The 11,734-nt window shown below is 63.8% G+C and carries 13 protein-coding genes; 5 read left to right on the top strand and 8 right to left on the bottom strand.

All coding sequences use genetic code 11. From position 1 onward, the window contains the following. The first annotated feature begins 21 nt into the window (after positions 1–21). A complete protein-coding gene (locus JAB8_RS02000) occupies positions 22–495 on the top strand; it encodes a DUF6328 family protein (RefSeq protein WP_070218645.1) in 474 nt (157 codons plus the stop codon). 19 nt (positions 496–514) lie between these two features. Here the strand turns inward: JAB8_RS02000 and JAB8_RS01995 are convergent, their stop codons facing one another. Together JAB8_RS01995 and JAB8_RS01990 are read right to left on the bottom strand one after the other, a co-directional pair. Next, a complete protein-coding gene (locus JAB8_RS01995; protein ID WP_070218644.1) occupies positions 515–973 on the bottom strand; it encodes a YetF domain-containing protein in 459 nt (152 codons plus the stop codon). Between the two features lie 30 nt (positions 974–1,003). Continuing rightward, a complete protein-coding gene (locus tag JAB8_RS01990; RefSeq protein ID WP_070288207.1) occupies positions 1,004–1,927 on the bottom strand; it encodes a LysR family transcriptional regulator in 924 nt (307 codons plus the stop codon). 103 nt (positions 1,928–2,030) lie between these two features. Between JAB8_RS01990 and JAB8_RS01985 the strand changes: the two genes are divergently transcribed. The 3 genes from JAB8_RS01985 to JAB8_RS01975 all read left to right on the top strand — a co-directional run bounded on the left by JAB8_RS01985 (position 2,031) and on the right by JAB8_RS01975 (position 4,985). Continuing rightward, on the top strand, positions 2,031–3,047 hold the full coding sequence (locus JAB8_RS01985) for an aldo/keto reductase (RefSeq protein WP_070288206.1): 1,017 nt from the start codon (positions 2,031–2,033) through the stop codon (positions 3,045–3,047). Positions 3,048–3,066: 19 nt separating this feature from the next. Further along, positions 3,067–3,483 (top strand): SRPBCC family protein, encoded by a 417-nt coding sequence (locus tag JAB8_RS01980; RefSeq protein WP_070288205.1) that lies wholly within the window; start codon positions 3,067–3,069, stop codon positions 3,481–3,483. 284 nt (positions 3,484–3,767) lie between these two features. Continuing rightward, the gene (locus JAB8_RS01975) at positions 3,768–4,985 is read left to right on the top strand and encodes an MFS transporter (protein ID WP_083287090.1); all 1,218 of its coding nucleotides are present in this window, start codon (positions 3,768–3,770) and stop codon (positions 4,983–4,985) included. Positions 4,986–5,036: 51 nt separating this feature from the next. On the opposite strand, the gene JAB8_RS01970 is transcribed toward JAB8_RS01975, so the two are convergent. From JAB8_RS01970 to JAB8_RS01945, 6 genes are all read right to left on the bottom strand, one after another. Further along, positions 5,037–5,735: an amino acid racemase gene (locus JAB8_RS01970; RefSeq protein WP_070288204.1), complete on the bottom strand. Its 699-nt coding sequence runs from the start codon at positions 5,733–5,735 to the stop codon at positions 5,037–5,039. 67 nt (positions 5,736–5,802) lie between these two features. After that, a complete protein-coding gene (locus tag JAB8_RS28785) occupies positions 5,803–6,009 on the bottom strand; it encodes a hypothetical protein (protein ID WP_139142903.1) in 207 nt (68 codons plus the stop codon). 197 nt (positions 6,010–6,206) lie between these two features. Then, positions 6,207–6,728 (bottom strand): hypothetical protein, encoded by a 522-nt coding sequence (locus tag JAB8_RS01960; protein WP_070288202.1) that lies wholly within the window; start codon positions 6,726–6,728, stop codon positions 6,207–6,209. A 72-nt stretch (positions 6,729–6,800) separates the two neighbouring features. Then, on the bottom strand, positions 6,801–7,754 hold the full coding sequence (locus JAB8_RS01955) for a hypothetical protein (protein ID WP_070288201.1): 954 nt from the start codon (positions 7,752–7,754) through the stop codon (positions 6,801–6,803). A 7-nt stretch (positions 7,755–7,761) separates the two neighbouring features. Then, entirely contained in the window at positions 7,762–9,297 is a 1,536-nt protein-coding gene (locus JAB8_RS01950) for an ATP-binding protein (protein ID WP_070288527.1), read from the bottom strand. Positions 9,298–9,308: 11 nt separating this feature from the next. Then, entirely contained in the window at positions 9,309–10,139 is an 831-nt protein-coding gene (locus JAB8_RS01945; RefSeq protein ID WP_070288200.1) for an alpha/beta hydrolase, read from the bottom strand. Between the two features lie 238 nt (positions 10,140–10,377). On the opposite strand from JAB8_RS01945, the gene JAB8_RS01940 reads away from it, so the two are divergent. Continuing rightward, complete coding sequence (locus tag JAB8_RS01940; protein ID WP_070288526.1) at positions 10,378–11,625, top strand: PepSY-associated TM helix domain-containing protein; 1,248 nt, start codon at positions 10,378–10,380, stop codon at positions 11,623–11,625. Positions 11,626–11,734: the final 109 nt, after the last annotated feature.

Genomic DNA, 11,734 nt, shown 5'->3' with positions numbered 1-11,734 from the left:
CACTACCTCAAGGACCACCCCATGCCACACGCGCGACAGCAGCAAGACGATGACCAGCCAAGCGACGACGGCGACCTGTCCGATCTGCTCAGCGAGTTGCGCATCCTCTTGCCGGGCGCGCAGATGCTGACGGCCTTCCTCATCATCCTGCCCTTCAACGGCGGCTTCGCGAAGATCGTGCAGACGGAAAAGGTCGTCTTCCTGCTGACGTTTTTCCTCTCCATGACCAGTCTGGTACTGCTCAGCGCGCCAGCCATCCAGCACCGCGTGATGCGCCCCCTGCAAGACCGCGAACGCTTCAAGCGCGTGGCTGACCGCATCATGATGTGCGGCGCCTTTTCGCTCGCGCTGGCGTTTATTCTGGGCACCAATCTGGTGATGTCGGAAGTCTTTGGCCACCTGCCCGGCATCGTCGCCAGCATCCTGATGGGCACGCTGATCGTCTGTATGTGGTGGCTGCTGCCCCTGCACTTAAAACGCAGCAAGAAAATATAGGCGTGGCTGGCCGCCGCGGCTATTTTTGCAGAATGGTGATCTTGCCGTCCGCTTCCAGGAACGCGCATTTCATGTCCGGCAAGGGACAATCGGCCTCGCGCAGCGCTTGCTCGACATCGCCGCCCGCCACCCTGCATTTCTTGACGACATCATCGAAAATCACGCCATCGCGGCCTAGCAGCACGGGCGTGCCATCGACCAGCTCGGCGAGCTTGCGGCTGCGCGAGGTGATCCACGCAATCAGCATGTTGAGGCAGATCAGGGTCAAGGCCAGCACCAGGCCGGCGGGAACGGAATCGTCGCCACCGGACAAGGCATTCGATACGGCTTCGCTCAGTAACATGACCACCAGCAAGTCGAACGGCGTGAATTGCCCCACCGTCCGCTTGCCCGTCATGCGCACCATCAGCAGCAAGGCAAGGTAGACGATGACGGCGCGCACCACCAGTTCCCACACCGGCACCTCCAGATCGAACATGGCAATCCTCCCGACAGATGATTGCCTTATTTATACGTCTTTTTGCCCCGCCATGGCCACACCGCTGGCTTGTTCCAGCAAGGTTGCACGGAAGATCCCCACCAGCGGGCGCAAATTCACCTTGTGCCAGGCCAGCCACAATGGCGTGCGGTAGCTGAACCACGGCAGCTCGCGCACGACGACGCCGGCCGGCGCGTGCTGGCGCAGGCTGTGCTGGATCATGGCCATGCCCAGGCCCGCCGCCACCAGGCCCAGCGCCGTCAGCGGCTCCGTTGCTTCCATGCGGATATCGGGCGTAAAACCGGCGCGCGCGCAGGCGGCGATGAAGTTATCGTGTTTCAGCACGCTTTCCTTGTGCAGCACGGCAATCCACTCCTGGCCCGCCAGGTCGGTCGGGGTCAGCTCGGCCTTGCCTGCCAGTGGATGCGTTTCAGGCATTGCCAGCAGCATGGGGTCGCTCAGCACCTGCGCGCAATCGAGGTCCGGGTCGTTCGGCAACGGCGGTTCGCACAGCAAGGCGATGTCGAGGCTGCGCTGGCGCAAGCCCTCGATCTGCTCGGCCGAATGCAGGTTATACAGGGCGACGTGCACTTGCGGCCGCGTGGCGCGCAAGGTGCGCAAGCCGTCCGGCAAGACGCCCGCATGCATGGCGTTTTCGATGTAGCCGATGCACAAGCCCCCTTCATCCCCGCGCCCCAGGCGCTTGGCCAGCGCTTCCAGCCGGTTCCCGTGGGTAATAAAAGCGCGCGCTTCGGCCAGGAAGGTATGGCCGTCGCGCGTCAGGCGGATGCGCTGGGCGCTGCGCTCGAACAAGGTCAGGCCCAGCTTCTCTTCGAGCTGGGCGATTTGCCGGCTCAGCGGCGATTGGGAAATATGCAGGCGCTCGGCGGCCCGTCCCACATGTTCTTCCTCGGCGACGGCGATGAAATATTGCAATTGGCGTATGTCCAACATGTCAGACCTTTCAGGACTCAAGTTACGCAAATTATGTCTTGGACAGGCTTAACTTGTCCAGCTATTCTGTCTCCATTGACTCACTCATTGAAGGAAAAACACCATGACGATCAAACACTTACTGACAGGCAAACTGGGCTTCGGCACGGCGCCGCTGGGCAATATGTTCCGCAACATTCCCGAAGCAGAAGCGCTGGCCACCGTTGACGCCGCCTGGGAATCAGGCATCCGCTATTTCGATACGGCCCCGTTCTACGGCGCCGGCCTGGCCGAGCTGCGCCTGGGCGCCGCCCTGAAGCAGCGCCGCCGCGACGATTACGTGCTCAGCACCAAGGTCGGCCGCCTCATCCTCGACGAACTGGAAGACCCGGCTGCCCGCGAACTGGGCGAAAAAGGCGGCTTGTTCGAATTCGGCCGCAAGAACAAAATCGTCGACGACTATTCGGCCGACGCCACCCTGCGCTCGATCGAAGACAGCCTCAAGCGCCTGGACACGGACCGCCTCGACATCGTCTGGGTGCATGACATTGCGCAAGACTTCCATGGCGACAACTGGCTGGCGCAATTCGAGATTGCCCGCACGGGCGCCTTCCGCGTGCTGACCCGCTTGCGCGAAGAAGGCGTCATCAAGGCCTGGGGCGTGGGCGTGAACAAGGTGGAACCGCTGGAACTGACCCTCGATTTAAGCGAAGCGCAGCCCGATGCCTTCCTGCTGGCCGGGCGCTACACCATGCTCGACCATGAACGGGCGCTGCAGCGGCTGATGCCGGCCGCGGCAAGCCAGAACGTCGACATCGTCGTGGGCGGCCCCTACAGCTCAGGCATCCTGGCCGGCGGCGCGCACTTCGAATACCAGAAGGCCTCGCCCGCCATCATCGCCAAGGTCGAACGCATCAAGGCGATTGCCGCGCGCCATGGCGTCAGCGTGAAGGCGGCCGCCCTGCAGTTTTCATTGGCCAATCCGGCCGTGGCCGCCGTGATTCCGGGCGCCAGCCGTCCCGAACGCCTGGCCGAAGATCAGCAAGCATTGCACAGCGTCATCCCCGCCGCGTTCTGGCACGACATGCGCGCCGAACAGCTGGTAGCCGCCCATGCTCCGCTGCCAACCGGCTCCAACTAATAGATACAAGGAACGCACCATGGCCCATACCACCACCTCCATCGACATCGCCGCCACACCGGAAAAGGTCTGGCAACTGATCGGCGGCTTCGACTCGCTGCCCGACTGGCTGCCCTACATTCCCAGCAGCACCTTGAGCGACGGGGGCCGCATCCGCCACTTGGCCAATCCGGCCGGCGACGTCATCGTCGAGCAACTGGAAGCGTACGACAACACGGCGCGCAGCTACAGCTATTCCATCCTGCAGGCGCCGTTTCCCGCCAGCGATTATCTGTCCACCCTGCAAGTCGAACCCCTGGCAGGCGGCGCTGGCGCGCGGGTCACCTGGTCGGGCCGCTTCACGCCCGTGGGCGCGAGCGAGCAGGAAGTAACCGACTTGTTCCACGGGATCTACGTGGCGGGACTGGAAGCGCTGCAGCAAACGTTGGCGAAGTAAGACCATTTCCGCCACAGCCAGGTTTTCTTCGCCTGCCCTGTGGCGGAATCGCGCGCATTCCGTGTTATCGTTAACAACAAGCGCCATCGCTGTTGTGTGCAGTGCAGCAGATTTTAGCCGCCGCCCAGCAGAGCTTGCCCGAATCTTTTACAATGTTGTCCTTGGGCAGTTGTTATAGCCCGAAAATACCGGCCAGCCGTCGACTCTGGTGGCGCATTGCCACTTCCGGCCGGGCCACAGCGCGCCCTCTCCACCCTGTCATTCTTTACCCAAACAACAAGAACATGCACGCCTCCGTAGACCCATTGATTCCGCGCGTCACCGCGCCTTTTGGCGCTGGCTATGCCGACCTGGCCCTGGCCATCGGCGGCCTCGCCATCGGCACGGGCGAATTCGCCTCCATGAGCATCCTTCCCGTGGTGGCCGACGACCTGGGCACGACATTGCCCCAGATGAGCCACATGATCAGCGCCTACGCGCTGGGCGTGGTCATCGGCGCGCCCCTGATCACGATCTTCCTGGCGCGCATGCCGCGCCGGCTGATGCTGATCTGTTTGATGCTGATGTTCGCCGGCGGCAACCTGCTCAGCGCCATCGCCCCCAACTACGGCTTGCTGGTCGTCGCCCGCTTCGTCGCCGGCATCCCGCATGGCGCGTATTTCGGCGTGGCAGCCTTGGTGGCGGCCGCGCTGGCCGAACCGGACCGGCGCGGCCAGGCCGTTGCCCGCGTGCTGATGGGCCTCACGGTCGCAAATATCTTCGGCGTGCCGCTGGCCACCTATATCGGCCAGACCCTGGGCTGGCGCTCGGCCTTTTTGCTGGTCGCCGCGCTGGGTTTGCTGACCATGCTGATGGTGCGCATCTTCGTGCCGATGGTCGCCGCCGGCGATTCCAGCCCGCGCCGCGAACTGGGCGTGTTCCGCCGCCTGCAAGTGTGGCTGACCCTGCTGATGGTGGCGATCGGCTTCGGCGGCATGTTTGCCGTCTACACGTTTATTACGCCAACCTTGCTGGAAATCACGAAAGTCTCGCCCCTCGTCATCTCGATCCTGCTGGCCATCATCGGCGTGGGCATGACGGTGGGCAACCTGATCGGCGGCTGGCTGGCCGACCGCTCGCGCCTGTGGACCATCTTCGGCGTGCTGCTGTGGAACGTGGCCGCGCTGGCCGCGTTTACTTATACCAGCAGCAATGTCTGGTTGACGGCGATCAACCTGTTCGCCATCGGCGCCGGCATCGCCGTCGCCCCGGCCGTGCAGACGCGCCTGATGGACGTGGCCGGCGACGCGCAAACGGTGGCCGCCGCCCTCAACCATTCCGCCTTCAACATCGCCAACGCCCTGGGCGCCTGGGCCGGCGGCATCGCCATCGCCATGGGCATGGGCTTGCGCTCGACGGGCTGGGTGGGCGCCATGCTGGCCTGCGGCGGCATCGTCGTGCTCGGCATTTCCGTGCTGGTGGAAAATCGCAGCCGGAATGTGGGCGGTGTGCAGCCGGCTTGATGGTGTGAAATGAGCGGCAGCCCCCTGCGGGCGCCGCGCACATGCAAGCGGCTAGTCTTCGACGGCAAACGCCACCGCCGCCTCGCAATGAATGGCTGTGGTATTAAATAGCGGCAAGTCGATATCGCCGGGCTGGATCAGCAGCGGAATCTCCGTGCAGCCCAAAATCACGCCCTGCGCGCCTTGCCGCCGCAGTTTCTCGATGATCTCCAGGAAAATGTTCCGGCTCGCATCGGTAAAGATATTCTGCACCAGTTCCGTGTAGATAATATCGTGCAGGATATCCTGGTCGGCCGCGTCGGGCGTCGCCGTCGCGATGCCCTGCTGCTCCAGCGCATCGTGATAAAAGCGGCCCGCCATCGTTTGCTTGACGCCCAGCAAGCCAACCTTGCGCACACCCGACTGCCGCACCCGCTTCGCCGTTTCCTCGACGATGCTGATAAAAGGCAAGCCGATGCGCGGCACGACGGCCGGGGCGAAACGGTGGGCGCCGTTTGCGCACAGCAGGAAGAAATCCGCGCCCATGCCTTGCAGGCGTTGCCCTTCCGCGACGAGAAATTGCTCGATGGCGCGGGAATCGGGCTGCGCCGCGTGCGCGACGAAATCGGCCTGGTCGATGCTGACCAGCATGATGCGCGCGCTATGCGCGGGGCCGAGGCGCGCCACCAGCATTTCATTAAGCAAGCGATAATATTCCAGGGTGGAAGCCCAGCCGATGCCGCCGATCAAGCCTATCGTTTTGTGTTGCACATTATTCCCAGCGAAAAGAATTGCGCAAATTATACGATAGCGATCACCCGCCATGAGTATGCCGACATTACGCGTCGATCCACGCAAACAGCGCCTTGTCCGGTGTCACGGATTGATGCCAGGCCGACTGCAGCTCCATGAGAAATCCCGCCAGGTCGAAGGGATTGATATCCGCACCGGCCCAAGGAGCCGTCTTCGACCACGCCACGGCGATATCCGACAAGTCGTCGGCCGCCACGCCCCCGATCGCCTGCGCCATGGCGTCCGTAAACACGTAAAGTTCCCGGCCCTGCATCGGCGCAGGCCGGAGAGCAGGCGCTGTCGACTGCGTCAACAATTGCCCAAGTGACATAAAATCCAGCTCGCCGGGCAAGGTGATGCCGGTGACGGGAAACGTGCCAGCTGGCACATGCGCGCATCTCGGCATCGGAACAGACAAAGATATCGATTTTCTTCATCGTGGGTTCTGCATCAGGTAGCGCTCACATCGTGCCGGTTCGACGTCTCGCGGGAATATCGCTGCTCAAACTCGGCAGCACTACCGGCCTCGGACCATAAGCCCGCAACGTAATCGAACTCCCGCTCGAACGGCTGCTCAAAGTCGGCCACGTCCGTCGCATACTCGCAATTGCGGCTCAGCATGACCAGCCAGTCGGGATAGCGAAGCGCCGGGTACAGGCGTGTCAGGATGGCGTCGAGCGACGCCACGCTTTCCCTGCCCGACAGATAGGCGGCGCGCAATTCGACGATGAATTTTCCCGCCAGAAACTGGTCACTGAGACGCTGCACACCCCGGTAGCGCTCGATGATGGCCTCGCCCAAGTGCAGCACCTCATCGCGGCCGCGGGCGCTGGCCAGCAGCACGACCTCGAGGTCGTCGCCTTCCTCATCCAGGCGCAAACGCTCCACGGCCCAGTCGACACAGCGGTCCGCCGGACCAAAACCCATGTGCAGTTGAAAAAATGCGATTTCCAATTCTGTCAGTTGTTCCATGTTTTTCCATTCAATACCGGTGATTGTCATGCCGACACCGGGTGGAGTTCGCTTGCATCCCGTATCGCGGTTTCACGCATTTGTTCCCCGCCTGCCGCTGCCGCGCAAGGCTGACAGCCAGCGCGGCCACCGCTCCCGCACGCCGCCGTTGTCTGCCGAGTCGCGCCAGCAGTCGTCATAGGGCCACAGCTCATCATGGGCCTTCGTGCTGCTGACCAGGCATCGCTGCGTCAGCAGCTCAATTCTTTCCGCCAGGGTCAGCACCGGAAACCGGCCGTCATCTGCCGTATCGGTCCCTTTCGTCGCCAGATCATACTTGCCATCCACATTGTAAAGTCGCGTATCGCCGACGACGTAGTCGCGGCGGAAAGACGTGCGCCATTGCGAATTAGCACCCCATCCATGCGACAGGTCGTTGACAGGGCGTCCCTTGCGGCGGTCAGTCCAGTACAGCGTCGATGCGTCGGCGATGCCGGGCTTGAAAATTGTCTTGCCAGCGCAGACATCGACGCCGCCACGCGAAAACAGCATGTTGCCGAGCATCACGCACGGCCATCGCCATGCCAAGATCGCGGCGCGCGCATGCGCAGACCCAGCGGGCTGCAGCTCGACTATCTCGTGATAAAAAGGCGAAAATTGCGCCGGGCGCAGCACCGTCATGCCCAGCGCCTCGACGAAAGCCTCATACTCGGGGAGCGACAGCGGCGGTCCGGCCCAGCCTTCCCCATTGCCGCGCCCCTGTTGCAAGGGCAAGAGCAGCAGCTGGCCTATGCGGCTGAGCGCGTGCAATACCCACAATTCCTCCCTGCTCGCTGGCGGAACAGGATTTCCTTGCCTTTTCGAAAATGAACGCAGCCAGCCCAGTACCTGCGGATTGTCGCGCAACCAGGGAAGGAGCAGGTCGGCATACACGCCATCGCCTGCATAATCGAGCAAGGCATCGTGCAGCGCGCGGGCGCCATCCAGCAAGTCAGGCAGATGCCATTCTTCCTGGATCACGCTGCGCGATGATTGTTGACACAGCATATGTCCCTCACTGCGCCTGCAGCATCTTTTGCAGCACCGCATCAAGCTCATAAAAATCCACAGGCTTGGTCAGGTGCAGATCGAAGCCCGCGTCGGACGCCATCTGGCGATCCTTGTCCTGGCCCCAGCCCGTGACGGCCACGAGGATGGCGTTCTGACCGCAGGGCTCGCTGCGCAGCAGCCGCGCCACGTCGTAGCCATTCATGTGCGGCAAGCCGATGTCGAGCAGGATCACGCGCGGCATAAAAGCTTGCGCGGCCGCCATGCCGGCCGCGCCATCGTAGGCCGTGCGCACTTCATAACCGAGGATGTCGAGCGCCAGCGCCAGGCTTTCGGCCGCGTCGGCGCTGTCGTCGATGACCAGCACCTTGCCCTCGCGCGTGCCGGCCAGCAAGCGTCGATTGGGCTCGGGCGGCGCCTGCAGGGGCACGGCGGGCAGCGGCAGGCGCAGTTCGAACGTGCTGCCCTGCCCCACGCCATCGCTGCGGGCGCTGATGCTGCCGCCATGCAATTCGGCCAGGCCCCGCACGAGCGACAGGCCAATGCCCAGGCCGCCCTGCGCGCGCGACAGGGCCGGCTCCAGCTGCGAAAACATGTCGAAGACGGTGTCCAGGTGCTCGGGCGCAATGCCGATGCCCGAATCGCGCACGGTAATGTGCACGTCGCTTTCCGTGCAGGCCACTTCCAGCCCGATGACGCCGTTGGCGGGCGTGTACTTGACGGCATTGGTCAGCAGGTTGGCGATCATCTGCCCCAGGCGCGTGGCGTCGGCGTCGAGCCAGATCGGCTGCGGCCATTGCTCCACGTGCACCTTGTGACCCGACTGCGCCGCCAGCTCCGCCACGCCGTGCAGGGCCGCTTCCACCACGGGCGCCAGCTCCACGCTGGCGCGGCGCAATTCCAGGCGCCCCCGCGTGATGCGCGACACTTCCATCAGATCGTCGACCAAGTGCGTCATGTGCCCCACTTGCCGCCCCAGCACGTCGCGGGCCCAACGCAGCTGCGGATCGTCCAGCTGCGCCAGGCGCAGCACTTCCAGCACGTTGCGGATCGGCGCCAGCGGATTGCGCAACTCGTGCGCCAGGGTCGCCAGGAACTCGTCCTTGCGCCGGTCGGCGGCCGCCAACTGGTCGTTGAGCTCGCCTGCGTCCTTGCGCGCCAGCTGCAGCTGCTGCTCGTATTTGCGGCGGTCGCTGGCGACAAAGACGGCGATCTCGTCATAACGCACGCCCTCGTGCACGCGCCGCACGGCATTGAACAGCATGGGGATGGATTGCCCATGGCGCTGGCGCATGTCGAGCAGGATTTCCGACACGCTGCCCTGCACCTGCATCAGCGGCAGCCAGTGCGTCTGATGGAACACGCGCCCGCCGATGGTCAGCAAGTCCTGCAGTTTCTTTTTCCCGAGCAATTCCCCGGCACCATAACCGAGCCAGCCGCAAAAGGTGGCGTTCGCCTGCACGATGGTCCCGTCGGCTGTGCACAGCAGCAAGCCGCAGGCCGCATGCTGGAACAAGGTACCGGTATCAGGCAAGGAAGGCATCGCGTCCCGCATTACAGGTGCAGGCCGTCGAGAAAGTGACGGATGGCGCGGTAGCTGGCGTCGGGCACGCTCATGTGCGGGCAATGGCCCGCATTCTCGACCACGTGCAGACTGCTGTGCGGCAGCGTTTCGCGCAAGTACACGCCCACGGGCGGCGGCGCGATGAAGTCGTCGCTGCATTGCACGATCAGGGCCGGCGTGCGGTTGTGCGGCAAGCTGGCGCGGTGATCGGACAAAAACGTCGCTTGCGCGAAATGCCGGGCGATGGCGGGGTCGGTGCGGCAAAAGCTGCTTGCCAGGTCCTCGCCCAGCGCCGGCTGGCCGGGCGCGCCCATGATGGCCGGCGCCATGCCGGCGGACCAGCCCAGGTAATTGCTGTCCATGGCATCGAGCAAGTCGTCGATATCGGCACGGCTGAAGCCGCCCCGGTAGCCGGCCGCCGCATCGTCGACATAGCACGGCGACGGCGCCAGCATGACTTGCGCGGCGAACAGCTCCGGCTCGGCGATGCTGGCCAGCAAGGCGCTCATGGCGCTGACGGAATGGCCCACGCAAATGACGGGGCCGCCGCCGACGGCATGGATGATCTGGCACAAATCGGCGCCATGCGCGTCGAGCCGCGCATAGCGATCGAAATCATAGGCGCCCAGGTCCGAAGCGCCGCTGCCGACGAGGTCGAACAGCACCGTGCGGTAGCGGGGACGGAACAGCGGCTCCAGATAGCGCCACATGGTCTGGTCGCAGCCAAAACCGTGCATGAACACCATGGTGGCTGCCGCGCCCGCCTGCGATGCACCGCTGCGTTCGCTTACGCGGACATTGTTCCGATCTTCTATACGCATGCCGCTTCAGCCTTGGATATTTCCATGTGGAATGTAAATTAATTTATTGCTAGCATCTTAACATGCGCGATTTGACCTTGGGCAACACCATTGGCGCTGGACAAACGCCTGGCCACGGCGGATAATGAGAACGATTCCCATTATCAGACTACCAGGCGTATGCCTGGCGTTTTCCTGTGCGCCGCTCTGGCGCCTGCTGGCGGCAACAAGCCGGTTTCATGTTGAAGGTTTGTACCGCATGCGCGCTTTCTGGACTGTCATACACCGCTGGGCCGGCCTGACCATCGCCCTCTTCCTCATCGTCGCGGGACTCACGGGCGCCGTCACGTCGTGGGACCATGAACTCGATGAATGGCTCAACGCCGACATCATGGACACCCCGGGCCGCGGCCCCCTGCAGGCGCCGTTTGCGCTGGCGCACAAGGTGGCCGCCGCCGACCCGCGCGTGGAAGTCAATTACATGACCCTGGGCCTGGAAGAAGGCCATGCGGCCGCCTTCATGGTGCGCCCATTGACCGATACGGCCACGGGCAAACCGTTCGTGCTCGGCTACAACACCGTCTACATCGACCCCGTCACGGCGCAGATCACGGGCACGCGCGATTCGACGGCCATTTCCCTGTCGCGCCGCAGCCTGATGCCGTTCTTGCGCCATCTGCACTACAGCCTGCACGTGCCCGCCTTCTGGGGCACGGACCGCTGGGGTTACTGGCTGATGGGGAGCGTGGCCCTCATCTGGCTGCTCGACAGCATGGTGGCCTTGTATCTGACCACGCCGCGCCGTTTGCGCCAGCGCGCCCCGGACGAAGCGCCGCGCCACCGCGACGCCGCCAGCTGGTGGCAACGCTGGAAACCGTCGTGGGTGGTGCGCTGGGCGGCCGGCGGCTACAAGCTCAATTTCGATCTGCACCGCGCGGGCGGCCTGTGGGTGTGGGCCGTCATCATCGTCGTCGCGTTCACGTCGTTCTCGCTGAACCTGTACCGCGAAGTGTTTTACCCCGTCATGTCGCTCGTCTCCACCACCACGCCGGGACCGTATGAAACGCAGACGCCGGCGCCGTACGGCAGTTACATCACGCCCGTGATCGGCTTCGAGCAGGCGGTGGACATTGCGAAAAAGCAAGCCGTGCAGCGCGGCATCACGGCGCCCATCGGCGGCATTTATTATGGCGGCAATTATTCGTTCTACAACGTCTCGTTCTTCGACCCGGCCGACGAGTTCGGCACGGCCGGCATGGGCTTGTCGAACCTGTACGTCGACGGCATGGACGGCAGCATCATCGGCCAGCACAAACCCTGGGAAGGCACGGCCGCCGACGTCTTCGTGCAACTGCAATTTCCCCTCCACTCGGGCCGCATCCTCGGCTTGCCGGGGCGTATTTTGATGTCCTGCATGGGGCTGATGGTCGCCATGCTGTCCGTGACGGGCATCGTCATCTGGGAAAGAAAGCGCCGCGCGCGCCGGCTGCAGGCGAAAAGCCGCTGACACCCGCCTCAAGTAGCGCCCCATAGGGCGCAGGCGGACTGACTCAGCCTGCGCCGCACGCATTGCCACCGGCACGATCATGTGCAACGCGCAACGCCCCTCGCACCTC

Origin of the sequence: Janthinobacterium sp. HH106, from assembly GCF_001758725.1 — a bacterium.
Lineage (GTDB): Bacteria > Pseudomonadota > Gammaproteobacteria > Burkholderiales > Burkholderiaceae_D > Janthinobacterium.
The sequence above is the reverse complement of the archived record's forward strand: the minus strand, read 5'-3'. Positions and strand labels throughout refer to the sequence as shown.

Coding starts and splice junctions, on each gene's coding strand:
- JAB8_RS01985 (WP_070288206.1), top strand. CDS start 2,031: ATGACGATCAAACACTTACTGACAGGCAAACTGGGCTTCGGCACGGCG.
- JAB8_RS01960 (WP_070288202.1), bottom strand. CDS start 6,728: ATGGAACAACTGACAGAATTGGAAATCGCATTTTTTCAACTGCACATG.
- JAB8_RS01950 (WP_070288527.1), bottom strand. CDS start 9,297: ATGCCTTCCTTGCCTGATACCGGTACCTTGTTCCAGCATGCGGCCTGC.
- JAB8_RS01945 (WP_070288200.1), bottom strand. CDS start 10,139: ATGCGTATAGAAGATCGGAACAATGTCCGCGTAAGCGAACGCAGCGGT.
- JAB8_RS01955 (WP_070288201.1), bottom strand. CDS start 7,754: ATGCTGTGTCAACAATCATCGCGCAGCGTGATCCAGGAAGAATGGCAT.
- JAB8_RS01990 (WP_070288207.1), bottom strand. CDS start 1,927: ATGTTGGACATACGCCAATTGCAATATTTCATCGCCGTCGCCGAGGAA.
- JAB8_RS01995 (WP_070218644.1), bottom strand. CDS start 973: ATGTTCGATCTGGAGGTGCCGGTGTGGGAACTGGTGGTGCGCGCCGTC.
- JAB8_RS02000 (WP_070218645.1), top strand. CDS start 22: ATGCCACACGCGCGACAGCAGCAAGACGATGACCAGCCAAGCGACGAC.
- JAB8_RS01980 (WP_070288205.1), top strand. CDS start 3,067: ATGGCCCATACCACCACCTCCATCGACATCGCCGCCACACCGGAAAAG.
- JAB8_RS01975 (WP_083287090.1), top strand. CDS start 3,768: ATGCACGCCTCCGTAGACCCATTGATTCCGCGCGTCACCGCGCCTTTT.
- JAB8_RS01940 (WP_070288526.1), top strand. CDS start 10,378: ATGCGCGCTTTCTGGACTGTCATACACCGCTGGGCCGGCCTGACCATC.